The organism is Mesobacillus boroniphilus, from assembly GCF_018424685.1.
In the GTDB taxonomy this organism is placed as follows: domain Bacteria; phylum Bacillota; class Bacilli; order Bacillales; family Cytobacillaceae; genus Mesobacillus; species Mesobacillus boroniphilus_A.
This window is the reverse complement of the sequence record NZ_QTKX01000001.1, coordinates 589,915-609,462: the sequence shown is the minus strand read 5'-3', so window position 1 is coordinate 609,462 and position 19,548 is coordinate 589,915. Positions and strand designations below refer to the sequence as shown.

General features: G+C 45.4%; 16 protein-coding genes. 2 read left to right on the top strand and 14 right to left on the bottom strand.

Annotated elements, in window-relative coordinates:
* Positions 1-28: 28 nt before the first annotated feature.
* Positions 29-904 carry a YicC/YloC family endoribonuclease gene (locus tag DYI25_RS02985; protein ID WP_213369368.1) on the bottom strand — a complete coding sequence of 292 codons (876 nt, stop codon included), beginning with the start codon at positions 902-904 and terminating at the stop codon, positions 29-31.
* A 241-nt stretch (positions 905-1,145) separates the two neighbouring features.
* Complete coding sequence (locus DYI25_RS02980; protein ID WP_213366825.1) at positions 1,146-3,836, bottom strand: calcium-translocating P-type ATPase, SERCA-type; 2,691 nt, start codon at positions 3,834-3,836, stop codon at positions 1,146-1,148.
* A gap of 261 nt (positions 3,837-4,097) precedes the next feature.
* On the opposite strand from DYI25_RS02980, the gene DYI25_RS02975 reads away from it, so the two are divergent.
* Complete coding sequence (locus tag DYI25_RS02975; RefSeq protein ID WP_213366823.1) at positions 4,098-4,277, top strand: hypothetical protein; 180 nt, start codon at positions 4,098-4,100, stop codon at positions 4,275-4,277.
* Between the two features lie 142 nt (positions 4,278-4,419).
* Positions 4,420-6,129, top strand: coding sequence for an Rqc2 family fibronectin-binding protein (locus tag DYI25_RS02970; protein WP_213366821.1), 1,710 nt, complete (start codon positions 4,420-4,422; stop codon positions 6,127-6,129).
* Positions 6,130-6,204: 75 nt separating this feature from the next.
* Here DYI25_RS02970 and DYI25_RS02965 read toward each other — a convergent pair whose 3' ends face one another.
* The 12 genes from DYI25_RS02965 to pyrR form a co-directional block, all read right to left on the bottom strand.
* Entirely contained in the window at positions 6,205-6,852 is a 648-nt protein-coding gene (locus DYI25_RS02965; RefSeq protein ID WP_249745224.1) for a DedA family protein, read from the bottom strand.
* A 216-nt stretch (positions 6,853-7,068) separates the two neighbouring features.
* A complete protein-coding gene (locus DYI25_RS02960) occupies positions 7,069-7,641 on the bottom strand; it encodes a hypothetical protein (protein WP_213366819.1) in 573 nt (190 codons plus the stop codon).
* A gap of 111 nt (positions 7,642-7,752) precedes the next feature.
* Positions 7,753-8,388 carry an orotate phosphoribosyltransferase gene (pyrE, locus tag DYI25_RS02955; RefSeq protein ID WP_213366816.1) on the bottom strand — a complete coding sequence of 212 codons (636 nt, stop codon included), beginning with the start codon at positions 8,386-8,388 and terminating at the stop codon, positions 7,753-7,755.
* Entirely contained in the window at positions 8,385-9,101 is a 717-nt protein-coding gene (pyrF, locus tag DYI25_RS02950) for an orotidine-5'-phosphate decarboxylase (protein WP_213366814.1), read from the bottom strand. The genes pyrE and pyrF overlap by 4 nt, the downstream gene beginning before the upstream one ends.
* Positions 9,073-10,014, bottom strand: a complete 942-nt coding sequence (locus tag DYI25_RS02945; RefSeq protein WP_213366812.1) for a dihydroorotate dehydrogenase — start codon at positions 10,012-10,014, stop codon at positions 9,073-9,075. Before DYI25_RS02945 ends, pyrF begins: the two co-directional genes overlap by 29 nt.
* A complete protein-coding gene (locus DYI25_RS02940; RefSeq protein ID WP_342032505.1) occupies positions 10,011-10,781 on the bottom strand; it encodes a dihydroorotate dehydrogenase electron transfer subunit in 771 nt (256 codons plus the stop codon). Before DYI25_RS02940 ends, DYI25_RS02945 begins: the two co-directional genes overlap by 4 nt.
* On the bottom strand, positions 10,781-13,993 hold the full coding sequence (gene carB, locus DYI25_RS02935; protein ID WP_213366808.1) for a carbamoyl-phosphate synthase large subunit: 3,213 nt from the start codon (positions 13,991-13,993) through the stop codon (positions 10,781-10,783). The genes DYI25_RS02940 and carB overlap by 1 nt, the downstream gene beginning before the upstream one ends.
* On the bottom strand, positions 13,980-15,077 hold the full coding sequence (locus DYI25_RS02930; protein ID WP_213366806.1) for a carbamoyl phosphate synthase small subunit: 1,098 nt from the start codon (positions 15,075-15,077) through the stop codon (positions 13,980-13,982). The genes carB and DYI25_RS02930 overlap by 14 nt, the downstream gene beginning before the upstream one ends.
* The gene (locus DYI25_RS02925) at positions 15,074-16,357 is read right to left on the bottom strand and encodes a dihydroorotase (protein ID WP_213366804.1); all 1,284 of its coding nucleotides are present in this window, start codon (positions 16,355-16,357) and stop codon (positions 15,074-15,076) included. The genes DYI25_RS02930 and DYI25_RS02925 overlap by 4 nt, the downstream gene beginning before the upstream one ends.
* The gene (locus tag DYI25_RS02920) at positions 16,320-17,264 is read right to left on the bottom strand and encodes an aspartate carbamoyltransferase catalytic subunit (protein WP_213366802.1); all 945 of its coding nucleotides are present in this window, start codon (positions 17,262-17,264) and stop codon (positions 16,320-16,322) included. The genes DYI25_RS02925 and DYI25_RS02920 overlap by 38 nt, the downstream gene beginning before the upstream one ends.
* Positions 17,265-17,446: 182 nt before the next feature.
* Complete coding sequence (locus DYI25_RS02915; RefSeq protein ID WP_213366800.1) at positions 17,447-18,766, bottom strand: solute carrier family 23 protein; 1,320 nt, start codon at positions 18,764-18,766, stop codon at positions 17,447-17,449.
* Between the two features lie 146 nt (positions 18,767-18,912).
* On the bottom strand, positions 18,913-19,455 hold the full coding sequence (pyrR, locus tag DYI25_RS02910; RefSeq protein WP_213366798.1) for a bifunctional pyr operon transcriptional regulator/uracil phosphoribosyltransferase PyrR: 543 nt from the start codon (positions 19,453-19,455) through the stop codon (positions 18,913-18,915).
* Positions 19,456-19,548 lie beyond the last annotated feature (93 nt).

Sequence of the window (19,548 nt, the reverse complement as noted above, 5' to 3'; positions counted from 1 at the left end):
TTTGGCCTTTTAAGACCCTTTCTAAACACTACTCAATATTTTGTACTTGTTCCTTAACCTTTTCCAGGAGGCTTTTCATTTCGACAACTTCCCTGGCAATTCTTGAATCATTCGCCTTGGAACCGATCGTGTTGACCTCGCGATTCATTTCCTGAAGCAGAAAATCGAGTTTCCTGCCGAGAGGCTCATTCGCCTTCAAAATTTCTTTAAATTGACTTACATGGCTCTCAAGTCTGGCAATCTCTTCACTAATATCAGCTTTATCTGCAAAGAAGGCAACCTCGGTGAAGATTCTGTCTTCATTTGCCTGGCTATCCATTAATTCAGCCATTTTCTTGCTAAGCCTATCGCGGTACTGCTCTACAACATCCGGCGCCAGCTTGTTCACACTCGCAATGTTTTCTTTTAGCTGCTGGATATGCTGCAACACATCCTTTTCAAGAGCTGATCCCTCCAGCTTGCGCATATGGACCAGCTGGTTGCCTGCATCCTCAACGGCAGAAAGGACAAGAAGCTCAAGCTCATCATTTTCAGCTTCTATTTCCTCAATATGAATGATTTCTTCCCTGCTGACAATATCGCGGAGCTCAATATCACCCGTTATGCTGTACCTGTTTTTAATTTCAGTTATGTGATGGACTAATTCGTCCAGGGCTTCCCAGTCAATATGTACACTTCGACTAACTATGCCTTCGCCCTCCAAAGTTACAAATACTTCGACTCTCCCTCTTTTTATATGTTCGCCGAGTTTCTTTTTTATTTTTTCTTCCATTTTCAGGAGCTGCCGGGGCATGCGAATATGGAATTCACAAAAACGGTGATTGACCGTTTTTACCTCGACTGTGACACTGAACCTCTCTGATTCAGCCCTGCTCCTTCCAAACCCAGTCATACTGACGACCATTTCAGACACATCCATTCTTTCTAAAAAGTCGAGTTTCCTGTAGACCCGTGGAACAGGCTTATTCATTTATGTTATCTCTATTTCATGATCTTGCACTCTGCCTATCACCTCGAAAGGAACTTCCGAGCCTAGGAACGTATTGCTTTTCATAAAACTTTTCAGCAGTGAATGCAAGAAAGATTACGAAAGAGCCTTACTAAAAAAAAGAAAGGCAATAGAGCTTTCTCTATTACCTAACGGATTATATCATATTTCTCTTTGTTTTTCTTGCAAAAAATGTTCCCGCAAGCAAAAATGTAGGAATTGCCGATAAACCAAGGATTAATAACCAATCAATCGCCAGTATTGGAACTGTATGGAATATCGGCTGCAAGACAGGTGAATAAATAACGGCAAGGACCATGACCAACGATGAGATGACGGCCCAAACTAAATATTTATTTTCAAACGGGTTGCGGGCGAAGATTGATTTTTCGCTTCGGCAGTCGAATACGTGGATCAGCTGGGCCATCACGAGTGTAGTAAATGCAATCGTCTGGGCATATACCAAGTCATCCGGATTTCTATTATAGACGATCAAGAATGCGAATAAAGTTATCAATCCAATCAAGAAACCTCTTGATACGACTTTCCATCCTAACCCACGGGCAAATACCCCCTCCTTAGGATGGCGCGGCGCTCTTTTCATCACATTTTCCTCAGGCTGGTCAAGCCCTAGAGCCATCGCAGGCAGTCCATCTGTTACCAGGTTCACCCACAGAATTTGGATAGGTACAAGCGGTAGAGGTAAACCCAGTATCATCGCGAATAGCATGACCAAAATCTCCCCAACATTGGAAGCAAGGAGATACCTGATGAACTTTCTGATATTTTCATAGATATTCCGGCCTTCTTTGATGGCTGCTTTAATAGTGGCAAAGTTATCATCCAGAAGCACGAGGGAAGAGGCTTCCTTCGCTACATCTGTACCTGTAATCCCCATTGCCACCCCAATATCCGCAGCTTTAATGGCCGGCGCATCGTTTACGCCATCGCCTGTCATGGCGACGATATGTCCTCTGTTTTGCAAAGCCTTAACAATCTTAAGCTTATGTTCAGGAGAAACTCTGGCAAAAACCGAGACATCATCGACGAGAGCTTCCAGCTCCGAAACGGACATCTCTGATAATGCCTTTCCATCCAATACCTTGCTATCTTTGGTCAAAATACCTAACTGCTTTGCAATCGCCTTAGCGGTTATTACATGATCACCAGTAATCATCACTGTTTTGATCCCTGCATCGCGACATTCTTTAACAGCTGTCTTCACTTCAGGACGCGGCGGGTCGATCATACCCTGCAATCCGATGAAAGTCAGGCCTTTTTCCGCTTCGTTCTCATGAAGGACTACTGTGTTTTGCGAGATGGGTTTGAAGGCAATCGCTATGGTTCTCAATGCGTTGCCTGCCAGCTCGTTAATCGCACCCTGGACTTTGGCAGTCAAATCCTTTGTCAGGTGCTGTTGTCTATCCTCCCAAAGTATTGAATCACTTAATCCAATCAGGACATCCGGTGCGCCTTTTACAACAGCGAATTTCCGTCCAGTTTTATCTTTCACGATCATGCTCATCATTTTCCGCTTGGAATCGAATGGGAACTCATTAACAATTTCGAACTGGTTGAGTAAGTTCTCTCTCCTGTAGCCAGCTTTCATTGCTGCAACCAGAAGGGCACCCTCAGTAGGGTCACCATCTATTGTGTACTCACCCTCTTTTTCAATCATTTCAGCGTGGTTGCAAAGCATACCAAATGTCAGCAGCTGCTGCAGTGATTTTTCATTTTGCGGGTCCACGCTTTTATCTTTATGAAAGAACAACCCTGTTGGTGAGTATCCTACACCATCGACAGTCCAAGTTTTATTGCCGCTCCACAGATGGGTGACCGTCATTTTGTTTTGCGTCAACGTGCCTGTTTTATCAGAACAAATGACAGATGCACAGCCCAGAGTCTCCACTGCCGGCAGCTTCCGGACGATCGCATTCTTCCTGATCATTCTTTGGACACCAAGTGACAATGCTACGGTTACGATCGCCGGAAGGCCTTCCGGGATGGCAGCTACTGCCAAACTGACTCCTGCCAGGAACATTGTATATAAATCATGCCCCTGAAGAACGCCAATTCCTACTACCAATAATGTTAAGAAAAGAGCCGCTGTAATCAGAATTTTACCTAGCTGTTCAAGTCTGCGCTGCAGAGGTGTTTCCTGTGTATCAGCCGTTTGCAGCAAGTCAGCGATCTGGCCCATTGCTGTTTTCATTCCCGTAGCAACGACAACACCAGTGCCACTTCCCCTTGTAACCATCGTGCCCATGAACGCCATATTTTCCATATCGCCCAGTCCCGGGTTAGGAATCCTCAACGGACTTGTATTTTTTTGTACTGGAACAGACTCTCCCGTTAGTGCTGATTCTTCAATTTCAAGACTTCTGGATTCGATCAAGCGGATATCCGCACCGATTCTGTCTCCGCTTGTAAATTTAAGGATATCGCCTGGCACGACATCCTTTGAAGGAATCTTGGACCACTCTCCATCACGCAAAGCATGAACTTGCGGAGCGGAAAGCTCTTTCAGGGCATCAAGTGATTTTTCCGCCTTCCTCTCCTGGAAAAATCCTAGAATTCCATTTACGAGAACAATGGCTATGATGGCGATCGCATCAACCATTTCACCGAGAAGGCCGGATATCAATGTTGCTGCAAGAAGAACCAGTACCATGAAATCCTTGAACTGGCTGAAGAATAATAACAGGGCCGATTGTTTCTCCCCCTCGGCCAATGCATTATATCCATGCTGTTCATGTCTGCGTTTTACTTCCTTTTCTTCCAATCCTTCTGTAAAATCTGTTCTTAAGGCACTAGCTATTTCATTTTCATTCATCTCATGGAACTTCATGGGGCCATCACACTTCCTCCTTGTTTGTCCTACTCTAAAGAAAGCTTATTCAGCCCTGTCCAAAAAAATGATAAGATGTTTATAGATATAAAAGCGGAGGCGACTGTCCAACTCCGACAAGCGCTGGAGGGCCTGACAGTGAAGTCGTTCTTTGACTTCATTGGCAGGACCGAAGCGTCTCGAGGAGTTAGGAGCCGCAGCTGGATAATATAAAAGCGGAGGGGCCTTGGTCAGCCCCGACAAGCGCTGGAGGGCCGACCGGTGAAGTCGCTCTTTGACTTCATTGGCAGGACCGAAATCGAAAAGTATAGCCGACTGTCCAGAAACGCAGAAACTGGAGACTCCGACAAAGAAGCGCTTTTTGCTTCTGCCGGCGGAGTTGAAGTTTCGGAGTTTCTAGGAGGCGACACTAGACAAGCGTCTCGAGGGGCTAGGCGCTGAAGCTGGACAGAGAAAAGCGGAGGCGACTGTCCAACTCCGACAAGCGCTGGATGGCCTGACAGTGAGGAGCTGGATTATTAAGAAAAGCGGAGGCAGTCATACACAATTGCCCGAGAGATAAATAGAAAAGGATGTATTTCAAATGTCATTTGACGGATTGTTTACGAGAGCCATTACGAACGAACTAAATTCTCTCCTTAAGGGAGGACGAATCAATAAAATACACCAGCCTTATAAAAATGAGATTATCCTGGCTGTAAGGGCAAACGGTGTTAACCATAAACTCCTTTTGTCTGCTCACCCAAGCTACGCCAGGGTCCAGATCACAAACGAGCAATACGATAATCCTAATGAACCGCCAATGTTCTGTATGCTTCTGCGCAAGCACCTTGAAGGGTTCATTATAGAAGACATCAAACAGGCCGGCCTTGACCGGATGATTATTTTTGAAGTAAAAGGAAGAAATGAAATCGGCGATATATCCTACAAACAGCTGATTGTTGAAATCATGGGACGGCACAGTAATATTATCATCGTCGATAAAAACAGGAACATGATTCTTGACAGCATCAAGCATGTTTCATTTGCCGTGAATACGCACAGGGCGATCATGCCTGGGCAAGAGTATGTGATGCCTCCCCAACAGGAAAAAATGAACCCGTTTGAGGCTCAAGAAGAAGATGTGTTAAGGCTAATCGATTTTAACGCAGGCAAAATCGATAAGCAGCTAGTTTCAAATTTTGCGGGAGTGTCACCAGTATTGGCCAGGGAAATAGTCTTTAAAGCTGGCCTTGCAAATCGCACGACCATTCCAACGGCCTTCATTTCTGTGATGAGTCAGCTCAGGGAACATAACTACAAACCTTCGATCACAAATGGCAGCAATAAAGAAGCATTTTACCTGATGCCGCTTGAATATTTGCAGGGTGAAGCAAAATCCTTCGATTCCCTGAGCAGCCTGCTCGACCGTTTTTATTTTGGCAAAGCCGAACGTGATCGAGTCAAGCAGCAGGGAAATGACCTTGAGCGTCTGATAGCTAATGAAAAAGAGAAGAATGAGAAGAAGATCAAAAAGCTTGAAACGACTCTTGAAGATGCGAAAATGGCTGAACAGTTCCAATTATATGGAGAGCTGCTGACTGCTAACATTTATAAGGTCAAAAAGGGCATGAAGGAAATTACCGTTGTTAATTATTATGATGAAGACGGTGCTTCGATCACAATTCCGCTGGAGCCGCGGAAAACACCTTCGGAAAATGCCCAAAGATACTTTACCAGATATCAAAAGGCCAAGAACTCCGTCAATATTGTAAAAGAACAAATTGAAATAGCCAAAGCTGAGGTATCCTACTTCGATTCTCTCCTCCAGCAGGTTGAGGCTGCTTCACCTAAGGATATTGAGGAAATCAGGGAAGAATTGATTGAGGGCGGTTATATCAGAGCCCGTCAGAAAAAAGGAAATAAAAACAAGCAAAACCTAAAGCCGCTGCTTGAAAAATACCGCTCTTCCGATGATACAGAAATCCTCGTCGGGAAAAATAATAAACAAAATGATTACCTAACAAACAAGGTAGCGGCACGAGATGAAATATGGCTCCATACAAAAGATATTCCGGGATCGCATGTGGTCATCCGCAGCAAGGAGCCATCGGAAGAAACAATTCTAGAAGCAGCCCAGATTGCGGCTTATTTCAGCAAAGCAAGGAATTCCAGCTCCGTTCCTGTCGACTTCACCAAGGTGCGTCATGTGAAGAAGCCAGCCGGTGCAAAGCCTGGGTTCGTAATTTACGAACAGCAGCAGACCGTTTACGTCACGCCGGACGAAGACATAATACTGAAATTGAAACAGTAACATTAAGAACCCCGCCGGTATTCTTCCGGCGGGGTTCTACATTTATCTGACAGCTGCGATTATATCTCTTATGGTTCAGGCTAATGCCTCTTTTTTCTTTTTATACTGTTTTACAAAGCCGATGATAGCGGGTATGAATGCCGCTGAAGAGACCATCATCAGCGTAAAGAATAAATTCTCCTCTACCCAAGGAATATTTCCGAGGATAAAACCTGTTGTCAGCCAGAATGTCGTCCAGATTAGTCCTCCAATAAGGTTGTAGCTTAAGAATGTTCTAAATTCATATCCAGTATATCCTGAAACAAATGGGACAGAGGTTCTCATGAGCGGGACAAACCGTGAGGAGGTAATGGCTATCCTTCCATAGTCAGATAAAAAATCCTTAGCCTTGCCGATCGATTTATCTGATGTTAAACGGTATAGAAAATGGTTTTCCGAATTTAACTTCCCGAGCTGCTTGCCAATGAAGAAATTCTGACTGTCACCCAATACAGTTGCAGCCACAAAAAGCATAAACAAGCTTTTAAAATCCAGATCTCCGGTAGCCGCCAGAGTGCCGCTTGCGAAGACCATTGAATCCCCCGGCAAAAATGTCAGGATTACAAAAGCCGTTTTAAAGTAAACCATCAAAAACAATAGTATATAAATGGCTGCCCCAAACTCATTAATATAGTAGTGGAGACTCGTATCAATGTTTTTTAGCAACTGAATGACCTGTTCCAATAGTCTATCCCCCCTACTATATATTTTTTTAAAAATATTGCTGCCTTTACTTAAATTAAACCGTTACTTTATTATCACTAGCTTTTAGCATTGTGAACCTGGAGAAAATGAGCCCCGAAGGCCTCACAGTTTCAAACAAGCAATACGAAAAAGTCTATATTTATATTGAAACACACTTATAGAGTAGGATGCCAATTGGTTTGCCTGTATAAGTTTTTAAACTTTGTTTATTCTATTCACCGAGATAGAAAAAGCGTACCCTGTTGAGAATACGCTTCTACTCATCTCTGATTCTGCTGTTTTGGCAAGGTTTCCACTCAGGGCTTTTTCCCATTCTTCCTCTTGTTCCATTTCTGTATAGTGGTGTAAATTCCCCAGCCCCCACTTTCTGTCATGATAACCAAACCATAGGGAGACATCTCTGATATATTTTTCCTCACTATTGATCATCACCACGAAATCAACTTTTCCTACCGGGTATGTATCATCCAGCTCCACATACAGATTTTTGTAATCAACCATATAAGTGCCGTTCTCTTTTAAAGACCGCACCCGCTCGCTCCAGATTCCTTTTCCCTCTTCATAGGGGATGGTTGAAGGTAAATCAGATGCTACATCGTAAAAATGAATCCCCTCAAATGCTGCTTCGTAATTTTGTTCCTTCAAATTTTTCAACACATGTTTCGCAGCCTTCTTGGTTTGTAACATTTCTTCTAAACCTGGAACGACAAAAGTACTTAAAAGACTAAAACCAGCCATGATTGCAATAATCCCGAATAAATTCTTCAATTTAGCACCCTGTTATTATCAGAAAATCCCACCAGTTTATTCCATCACATTTCAAGAGATAATAACCATATTTTTCTAAAATACAAAAAGCAGCCAATTGGCTGCTTTTGATCATTTATTTTTAGAGGTTCCCCATTCAGATGGATTTTTCCGCCATTCTGCCAGGCTGTAAAGATTTTCCTTCGTGATCAGTCCTTTTTCCTCTGCTAGGTTTGCAAGAGTCGTAAAGTCGGTCAGGGAATACGCGGAAATATTTGCTGAGTCCAACTGCTGTATCCCTTTTTCCATTTCATATGTAAAAATCGCTACAACCCCGACTACATCGCACCCTGCTTCGCGTAACGCCTGGACTGCCTCAATGACGCTTCCTCCAGTTGAGATTAGATCTTCAACCACGACAACCTTCTGGCCTTCGGTCACCTTTCCTTCAATCTGATTCCCTTTTCCGTGTCCCTTTGCTTTCGAGCGAACATAGCTCATTGGCAAATCAAGTAGTTCGCTTACCCATGCAGCATGCGGGATTCCGGCGGTAGCCGTACCGGCGACCATTTCTGCCTCAGGAAAATGCTCGGAAATCAAGTTTTTCAGTCCCTCGGCAACTTTCCTGCGAACTGCGGGGTATGAAAGAGTCAGGCGGTTGTCGCAATATATCGGTGACTTCAATCCAGATGACCACGTAAATGGATTTTCTGGCTGAAGGCTGACGGCTTCGATCTCAAGCAATGCTTCTGCTACTTCTTTTTTCATTGATATACACCCTTCCATTCATTTTTGATCGCCAAATAGCTCTCGAGGGGATTTGAAGCACGTGTAATCGGTCTGCCGACAACGATTGCGGATACACCTTGCGTTCTTGCAAATTCAGGCGTTGCTGTCCGCTTCTGGTCCTGAAGAGCACTTTCCGCTGGACGAATGCCCGGGGTGACCGTGATAAAATCCGGTCCTAACCGCTCATGAATCAATCCAGCTTCATGCGGGGAACAAACCACCCCATCGAGACCAGAACTTTGTGCTAGTTTCGCATAATTCAATACCGATTCCTGCAAGCCTACTCCAATTTGTTGTTCCTGTTTAACCTGAATTTCAGATGTACTGGTGAGCTGGGTAACTGCAATGCAGTAAGGTCTTTGTTGTCCAAATGCTGTGCCTGATTCCAGGCCCTCTATTGCAGCGCTCATCATCTCAGATCCTCCAGCAGCATGTACATTGACAAGGTCACATCCCAGTCCGGCGAGCACCTTCATTGAGCTCTTTACAGTATTGGGGATATCGTGGAGCTTCAAATCCAGGAAGATTTGGTGTCCTTGCTTTTTCAACTCCTCGATAATGGCCGGTCCTTCCGAATAGAAGAGCTCCATCCCGACCTTCACAAATAACTGTTCCTGCTCAAATGGCTTCAGGAACTCCACGACCTGGTTTTTCCCAGGAAAATCAAGGGCGATAATAAGCGAGTCTTTCATTCTTCTTCCAGCTCCTTCCCGTTAATTCCGAAATATGGTCTGCCCCGAGCTTAGCTATTATTTCCGGCAATTCATCTATGATTTTGGGACAAATATATGGATCTACAAAGTTTTGTGTTCCTACAGCAGCAGCACTCGCACCGGCAAGGAAAAACTCGATGACATCTTCTGCTGACTGTATTCCCCCCATGCCGATTATTGGAATGGATACGCGCTGGCTGACTTCATAGATCATCCTGATGGCAACCGGCTTTACGGAAGGGCCAGACAATCCGCCGGTTTTATTCGCTAGAATCGGCTGCCCTGTCATAAGGTCGATTCTCATGCCAAGTAAAGTGTTGATCATCGTAAGGCCATCTGCACCGCCATCCTCAACTGCCCTGGCGATATTTACAATGTCTGTAACATTCGGAGAAAGTTTTACATATACAGGCACTTCAGATACTTCTTTTACCTTTCTTGTCAGCGCCTTGGCCATCTCCGGATCCGTACCAAATGCAATCCCGCCTGTTTTTACATTAGGACAGGAAATGTTCAATTCAAGTGCATGGACATTCGGAGCCTTAGACAATTGTTCTGCTACCTTTACGTAATCATCCTCCGTTGAACCAGCAATGTTCGCAATGATTGGCACATCAAACTGCTCAAGCCATGGAAGCTCTTCATTGAAGACTTTCTCAAGTCCAGGGTTTTGCAGGCCAATCGCATTCAACATCCCGCCGGACGTCTCGGCAACCCTTGGAGTGGGATTTCCGAATCGTGGTTCTGGAGTTGTCGCTTTTACCATGATTGCCCCAAGCCTACTCAAATCATATAATTGGCTGAACTCTCGCCCAAAACCAAAGCAACCTGAAGCCGGCATTACAGGGTTCTTCAAATTGAGCCCTGGCAGCTGGATCGATAGCAAACTCATATGACAACCTCCCCTGCCTGGAAAACTGGTCCATCGCTGCAGACCTTTTTATATGAGAAGCCTTTTGGGTCATCTTGCGTATGGCAGACACATGCAAAGCAAGCGCCAATTCCGCATCCCATCCGCTCTTCTAGCGACAAATAGGTTTTCGGTGCATAATTTCCATTCTCGATTGCCCGCAGCATTGGAGTCGGGCCGCAAGCAAAGACAATATCCGCTTGGACCGCTAAACCATCAAGAATATCAGTGACAAATCCTTTTCTTCCATATGATCCGTCTACAGTGGCCACATAAACTTCCCCTAATTCAGCTAGCTCTTTTTCGTAAAAAACAGCGCTAAATGACTGGAATCCGATAATGCTAACGACGTTCACTCCTTTACGGGCCAGCTGCTTAGCCAGCTCATACATGGGAGGAACACCGACGCCACCGCCAACCAGGACAGCTGTCTGTCCCGGCTTTGCTTCATCTACCGGAAAGCCGTTGCCCAGCGGTCCCAGGACATCGACCGTAATTCCTGTTGATTTATCGGCAAGCAGGGAAGTGCCTTTTCCCTGCCTTCGGTAAATAATTGTGAATGATCCATCATTGATAGATGCGATGCTGATCGGCCTGCGCAACAGCGGGTCGAATCCGTCTGCCACCTTCACATGGACAAACTGACCGGCCTGTGTCATTTCAGCGGAAAGATCACCGTCCAGAACTAGTTCAAAAATGTTATCTGCAATTTGTCTGTTGCTGACTATCCTGCAGTTTTCCTGCCTGATCATATAAGCACACCTTCTTTGGCCTGCGCCATCGGCTTGAGGGCATCCGCTGAAAATGTCATAGATTCAATGACTCTTAATATCGCTTTAGCTGTATCCAGTGAAGTCAGGCATGGCACACCATTTTCCACAGATTCACGGCGGATCCTGAATCCATCACGTTCTGGCTGTTTGCCTTTTGTCAGCGTATTGATGACCATCTGTGCTTCCCCTTTTCGGATCACATCAATCAAATTCGGGCCTTCAGAGCCGATCTTTCCGACAGTTTTCACCTTAATGCCGGCAGTCTCCAGGTATTTGGCTGTACCTTCAGTCGCCATCAATTGATAGCCAATGTTCGAGAATCTCTTCGCAAGTGCCAAAGTTTCTTCTTTATCCTTATCTGCAACTGTAAGGAGGACGGTGCCGAATTCCTTAATTTTCATACCAGCAGCTATCATCCCTTTATACAAGGCTTTCTCAAGTGTCGTATCCTTCCCCATAACTTCCCCGGTGGATTTCATTTCTGGTCCGAGCGTAATGTCTACCCGGCGCAATTTTTCAAAAGAGAAGACTGGTACTTTAACATAGACTCCCTCTTGTTCAGGAACCAAACCTGTTTCATATCCCTGTGCTTTCAAGCTTTGGCCAAGGATCACCTTTGTCGCAATTTTTGCCATCGGAACATTCGTGATCTTGCTCAGGAAAGGCACTGTGCGGCTGGAGCGCGGGTTCACTTCGAGCACATAGACTTCTTCATTTGCAATGACATACTGAATATTAAGCAACCCGACAATGTTCAATCCTCTAGCCAGATCGATCGTATAGTTTACGAGCTTTTGTTTTACTTCCTCGCTGAGACTTTGAGGTGGATACACACCAATTGAATCTCCCGAATGGACCCCTGCTCTTTCGATATGCTCCATGATTCCCGGTATTAATACATTTTCGCCATCGGAAATCGCATCGACCTCTACTTCTTTCCCTGTCAGATATCGGTCGATCAGCACAGGATATTCCGGATTCACTTTTACGGCATTTTTCATATAGTGCAGAAGTTCTTCTTCCTTATAGACAATCTCCATGGCCCTGCCCCCGAGTACATAGGATGGACGTACCAGGACGGGGTAGCCGATTTCTGATGCTATCAACGCTGCTTCTTGCACTGATTTTGCTGTACTTCCCTTTGGCAGCGGGATTTGGAGGTCGGATAGTGCATGCTCAAACTTGTCGCGGTCCTCAGCTCGATCCAGATCTTCAAGACTTGTTCCCAGGATTTTCACTCCCCTGTCAACAAGCTTTGAAGCGAGGTTTATCGCAGTTTGCCCGCCGAATTGAACTACTGCACCAATTGGCTTTTCAAGATTGATAATGTTCATGACATCCTCAATCGTTAACGGTTCGAAGTACAATTTATCAGAAATGCTAAAATCGGTAGAGACTGTTTCAGGATTGTTATTGACGATGATCGCCTCGTAACCTGCTTCTTTGATGGCTTTTACGGAATGAACGGTTGCGTAATCGAACTCGATTCCCTGTCCGATCCTGATTGGCCCAGAGCCCAGTACAATGACGCTTTTTCTTTCTGTCACTACTGATTCATTTTCTTCTTCATATGTGCTATAGAAGTATGGCGTTTCTGATTCGAACTCAGCGGCACAAGTATCGACCGTCTTAAATACAGGGATCAGACTGTTCTCGAGCCTCCACTGGTATACTTCCTGTTCTTGCACATTCCAAAGATTGGCTATAACTTTATCGGCAAACCCTTTTCTCTTTGCTGACTTGGCTGTTTCAAAGTCAAACTTCTTATCAGCAATCTCTTGCTCAAAGGCTATTAATCTCTCTAATTTATGAAGGAAGAATAAATCGATCCTGCTCCAGGTGTGTAGAGTTCCAATCGAAATGCCTCTTCTGATTGCCTCTGCTAGGTAAAATAATCTCTCGTCACCAGCTTTGCGAATTCTCTTTTCAAGCAATTCATCATCGATTTCGCTTTGGTTATTCAATGACAGGTGGATCACATCGGCTTCTAACGAACGAATCGCTTTTAGCAGTGACTCTTCAAAAGTACGCCCAATTGCCATAACTTCACCGGTTGCTTTCATTTGTGTTCCAAGTGTACGGTTCGCGGATTCGAACTTGTCAAATGGCCAGCGCGGGATTTTTGTTACAACATAATCAAGAGCAGGCTCGAAGCAGGCATATGTTTTTCCCGTAACCGGATTCAGCATTTCATCAAGAGTCAATCCTACAGCGATTTTCGCTGCAAGCTTGGCAATTGGGTATCCTGTCGCTTTTGAAGCTAACGCTGAGGAACGGCTGACACGCGGATTTACTTCGATTACATAATAGTTAAAGCTGTCTGGATCGAGCGCAAGCTGAACATTGCAGCCGCCTTCGATTTTTAGGGCCCTGATGATTTTCAGGCTGGCATTCCTTAGCAGCTGATATTCCCGGTCACTCAATGTCTGGCTCGGCGCCACTACGATGGAATCTCCTGTATGGACACCGACCGGATCAAAGTTTTCCATATTGCAGACTACAATGGCGTTGTCATTGCTGTCACGCATGACTTCATATTCAATTTCCTTGAACCCGGCAATACTTTTTTCTAGCAAGCATTGACCGACTGGACTGTTTTTAATACCGCTTGTAACAATCTCAATCAACTCTTTCTCGTTGCTGCAGATCCCGCCGCCGGTTCCTCCCATCGTAAATGCAGGGCGGACAATCACTGGATATCCGACTCTCTCCACAAATGTATAGGCCTCTTCAAGGTTGTGGATGATGTCGCTGTCAGGGACAGGCTGGCCAAGCTCATTCATAAGGCTTCTGAACAGCTCCCTGTCTTCTGCCTGGTTGATTGCATCAAGCTTTGTACCGAGGATTTCGACGTCGCATTCCTCCAATACTCCTGCTTTGGCAAGTTCAACAGCCAGGTTCAATCCTGTTTGTCCACCCAGAGTAGGAAGGATGGCATCCGGACGCTCCTTTCGGATGATCCTTGCCACAAACTCAAGGGTAAGAGGTTCTATATATACGACATCTGCGATTTCCGTGTCAGTCATGATGGTTGCAGGATTCGAGTTAACGAGGATCACCTTATAGCCTTCTTCACGCAGCGCGATGCATGCCTGTGTTCCTGCATAATCGAATTCTGCCGCCTGGCCGATGATGATTGGGCCTGACCCAATGACTAATATACTGTTAACATCTTTACGCTTTGGCATTTGTGACAGCCTCCTTTTTTTCTGCTTCAACTAGCTCAAGGAATTGGTTGAATAAACCGTTCGCATCTTCTGGTCCTGGTGATGCTTCCGGGTGATATTGGACAGTGAATGCTGCAGCCGTTTTATGGGCAAGACCCTCAATCGTTCCATCATTCAATGCTATATGCGTAACCTCAAGCTCGGTCCCTGAGACAGAGCCTTCAGTAACGGTATATCCATGGTTTTGCGAGGTCAGCGCTACTTTCCCTGTTCGTAAATCCTTTACGGGATGGTTTGAGCCGCGATGCCCGAATTTCATTTTCTCTGTATTTGCACCACAGGCGAGTGCGAACAGCTGATGGCCGAGACAGATCCCGAACAAAGGAACCTTGCCTAGCAAACCTTTGATCATTTCGATTGCTTCGGGAACATCTTTCGGGTCCCCAGGTCCATTTGATAGCATGATCCCATCAGGACTGAGGCTAAGAATTTCTTGGGCAGTCGTATTGTAAGGGACGACAATGACATCACAGTTCCTGTCATTCAGCTCTCTCAAAATCCCATGCTTCAGGCCAAAATCGACCAGGACCACCCTGTGGCCGCGACCTGGACTCGGATAAGCTGTTTTCGTAGATACTTGCATGACCTGATTGTTTGGCAGGGTTTTGTTTTTAAGAGCTTCAATAATTCCCTCGGGATTTTCTTCGATCCCGCAAATTGTACCCTTCAAGGTTCCATGCTTACGAATGATTTTTGTCAGCTTTCTAGTATCGATTCCAGCGATTCCCGGAATGTTTTTCATTTTAAGATAAGCATCCAAAGAAAGTTCTGAGCGCCAGTTGGATGGAAATTCAGCATTTTCCTTTACGACGAGACCATGGACAGCAGGACTGATCGATTCAAAATCATCCCTGTTGATTCCATAATTCCCAATTAGCGGATATGTCAGTGTCACAATTTGTCCGCAGTAGGATGGATCTGACAGGATTTCCTGGTATCCAGTCATTCCTGTGTTGAAAACCACTTCCCCCATCGTCGCCGTTTCACTGCCAAAGCCTTCTCCAATAAATACCGTGCCGTCTTCCAAGATCAACTGTTTTTTCATGCCGTCACAACTCCCTTTTCCCAGACAATTTTTCCTTCAACAATCGTCAGCACAGGCCATCCCTTGCAGCTCCAGCCTGCAAATGGTGTATTTTTTCCTTTTGATAAAAATTCATCTGGATTGATTTCTTTTTCTTCATCAAGATCAATCAATACGACATCTGCTGGTGCACCAGCCTTTAGTTCTCCATAAGGCAGTCCGAATGATTTCGCGGGTTTGACTGTCAAAAACTCAAGCAACTGTTCTAAGGTAATGATGTCTGTTTTGACCAAATGTGTATATAAGAGCGGGAATGCTGTCTCAAGTCCGACAATCCCAAAAGGTGCTAGCTGGATTCCTTCTGCTTTCTCCTCGATTGTATGCGGTGCGTGGTCAGTGGCGATAAAATCGATTGTCCCGTCCAGCAGCCCTTCGATCAATGCCTCCTGGTCTGCCTTGCTTCTTAGCGGTGGATTCATTTTATAGTTGGCATCATTTTCGGTTATGTCATCTTCATTTAAAAGTAAATGATGCGGTGTAACCTCTGCTGTGACCTTTATGCCATATCTCTTGGCGTCCCGGACTGCTCTGACCGATTCTTTCGTGCTGATATGGCAGACATGGTAGTGGCAGTCTGCCTCTTCCGCGAGCAGGATGTCCCTTGCTATATGTACAGATTCACACACTGACGGGATACCGTTGATTCCCAGTTCAGCAGCTTTTCTTCCCTCATGGAGAGAACCTTTATTGATCAATGTGTTGTCTTCGCAATGAGCGACGATTGCCATATCAAGCTGTGCAGCCCTTTTCATTGCCTCAAGCATCATTCCGGCTGACTGGACTCCCACACCGTCATCAGTCAGGGCGAAAGCTCCGGATTCTTTCAAATCTGCAAAATTCGTCAGCTCCTGGCCTAGTTCACGTACTGTAATCGACGCATATGGCAGAACTCTTACTGAAGCTGTTTCCTGTATTTTTTTCTGAAGCCATTCCATTTGTTCTTTTGAATCCGGAACAGGTCTAGTATTCGGCATTGCTGCAACTGTAGTAAATCCGCCCCTTGCTGCGGCGAGCGTACCAGTAGCAATCGTTTCTTTTTTCTCCCCGCCTGGTTCGCGCAAGTGGACATGCAGGTCTACAAAGCCTGGTGCAACCAGCTTTCCTTCAGCATCAATAACTTGCTCAGCATCAGTTGATAATCCAGATCCGATCCCAGCAATTTTTCCGTCTTCTATAAAAATATCTGTTACTTCAAATCCTGTTTCAGTAAGCAATCTGCCATTTTTGATCAACATTGTCATTTTTCATTCCTCCGTTCCTATTTTCAAGTGCTCTTTTTAACACTGCCATTCTAATGTACACACCATTTTCCATTTGTTTGAAAATCCGTGATTTTGGACTTTCAACTAGTTCATCTGCGATTTCGACGCCACGGTTGACTGGTGCAGGATGGAGGATGATACTTCCCTTTTTCATCAGCCGTTCTCTTTCAAGCGTTAATCCATAGTTTCGGTGGTACTCGTTATTATCAAACAGGAGCTTGCCATCATGTCGTTCATGCTGGACACGAAGGAGCATGACTACATCTGCCAACTCGACCGCCTCGTCTACTGACATATAGCAGCTGCCAGCAGGAAGCTGATTTTGATCCACCCAATCCTCAGGTCCTGAAAAAATCACTGTTGCTCCCAGTCTCACGAGTGCATCAGCATTAGACCTCGCAACACGGCTATGGAGGATATCACCGATGATCGTGACAGTAAGCCCGGTAAAACTTCCGAATTCTTGCTGGATTGTCATTAGGTCAAGCAATGATTGAGTTGGATGATGTCCTTTTCCGTCGCCGGCATTGATGATTGGAATCCTAATGCCTTTTTCAAGTTCAGAAAAATAACTGTCTGCACTATGCCTGATGACGATTGCGTCGGTGCCGATCGCTTCGAGTGTTTTTACAGTGTCGTACAATGTCTCACCTTTCAGTACACTGGATGTCTGGACCTCGAACGGGATTACCTCAAGTCCCAGCTTTCGTTCAGCCATTTCAAAGCTGGATTTTGTCCTAGTGCTTGGTTCGTAAAATAAATTGCTGATGAAAAGCTTTTCTTTCGGCTGCCAGGTCTTCCCACTGGCAAATCCACTGGCAGATAGAATAATTCCCTGTATTTCCTTTGTACTAAGCTGTGATGTCGTCAGTAAATCCCATTTCATGACATATCCTCCCTTCTATTTTGCAAGAAAAAAAGCACCCTGTTTTCTGTTCAACAGGGTGCTTAATTATGAGCTTGCCGGCAGGCATAAACCCTGAATTCTCGGGTTTGCATGCATCTTGAATAGGCCGGTTCGCTCATAACACCCTTCTAAGCCTCTCTGGACTTTATTAAAAGGTGGTACTATGCTACATCGTTCTTTTGCTCAGTTTTATTTTCAGTTTCCTCTTCAAACATATCTTCTTCAATTTCCGGGCGTCCAGGCAGGACGAGGTTCAGGATGACACCAATTAAGGCTGCTAAAGCCATGCCATGTATTTCAAAGTTTTCATTTAACTTAATGAATGCTCCGCCAATCCCAATTACCAGGATAACCGATGAGACGACAAGGTTTCTTGTATTGCCAAAGTCGATTTTGCTGTCAACAAGCATTCTCAAACCTGATGAAGCGATGATTCCGAACAACAGGATTGAGACGCCGCCCATAACCGGTGTTGGGATAGAGCTGATCAATGCCGTAATTTTACCGATGAATCCGAATACTGTCGCGATGATGGCTGCTCCAAGCAGGACATACACGCTATATACTCTAGTAATTGCTAGGACACCGATGTTTTCACCGTAAGTTGTCTTTGGCGGTCCGCCAATCAAGCCTGAAATCATCGTGGCCATTCCGTCACCCATGATGGAGCGATGAAGGCCCGGCTCTTTAATATAGTCTCTGCCGACAACCTTGCTCAGTACAAGCTGGTGGCCGATATGCTCTGACAATGTAACGATTGCTACTGGAACCATCAGCATGACGATTTCCCAGCTGATACTTACATTGTAATGAACGAATGGGAAGATAAAGTCCGGCATCTCAAAAATATCTGCTTCTCTGACTCCGCTGAAATCTACAATGCCTATTGCCATTGAGTATAGATATCCGACAATGATTCCAGCAAGGATTGGTACCATGCTGAGCATTCCCTTACCATATATCGAGAAGACAATTGTAGCTGCTAGCGTTACTAAAGCCGCTGAGAAATGAATCAAGCTGTACTCAGTAGTTCCAGGGACATTCATCGCCATGCTGACCGCTGTTCCTGCCAGTGACAGTCCGATTACAATGATGACTGGGCCGACTACGACTGGTGGCAGCAGGCGCATGATCCAGCGGTAGCCTGCCTTCTTGATGATTAGGGCTACAACTCCATAAACAAGTCCGGCAAGGAATGTCCCGATCATCGCGGCACCCGGTCCGCCGCCCGCTTTGGCTGCTATGACAGGAGCAATGAAAGCGAAGGATGATCCAAGGTAAGCTGGAACCTGGAATTTTGTGATGATCAGGAAAGCTATCGTCCCAAGTCCGCTTGATATCAAAGCGATTGCCGGGCTTAAGCCGACCAGGTAAGGTACAAGGATTGTCGCGCCAAACATGGCGAATAAGTGCTGAAGACTAAGTGTGAACCATTGGAATGGTGATGGTACATCTTTAATATCTAGGATTGGCTTGTTCATTTATATTCCCCTCTCTTTATCTAAAACAAAAACCCTCTTTGCCAGAAGGTGCAAAGAGGGTTTGGGTGTAAAAAGCCCGCACAAAGCCATCAGCCATGCGCTCCCCCCTTTTCAGCCTCTCTGGACTGCTATTAAAAGGGCACTATTTATTTTTCAAAAATGGTTACGCGTTCTTCTTCATCTACTTCCTGCAGTTCAACGACGATTCGTTCCGAGCTTGATGTCGGGATGTTCTTCCCTACAAAGTCTGCCCGGATCGGCAGCTCCCTGTGTCCTCTGTCGACCAGTACTGCAAGCTGGATTGTCGCCGGCCGGCCGATATCAATCAAAGCATCCATACCTGCACGGACTGTCCTGCCTGTATAAAGGACATCATCTACCAGGATCACCTTTTTATTCGAGATGTCGACTGGAATATCCGAGCCTTTTACCTCCGGCTCCTGGTCATTCGTCTTCTTCGTCAAGTCATCGCGATACAGGGTGATATCCAGCTCTCCTACTGGCATTTCCGCTCCTTCGATTTCGCGGATTCTTTCCGCCAGCCTTTTGGCGATATAAATTCCTCTGGTGCGGATACCGACCAGCACGCAGTCTTCGATCCCCTTGTTTCTTTCAATGATTTCATGGGCAATCCTCGTCAGTGCCCTGCGGATTCCCTGGTTGTCGAGCACAACCGCTTTTTCAGCCATTTGTTTTCACTCCTTCTCTGTCTATGGTTTGAAAACGGACCATTAAAAAACCCTCTTACCTGATTCGGCAAGAGGGTAAACGTGTGGTGTTAG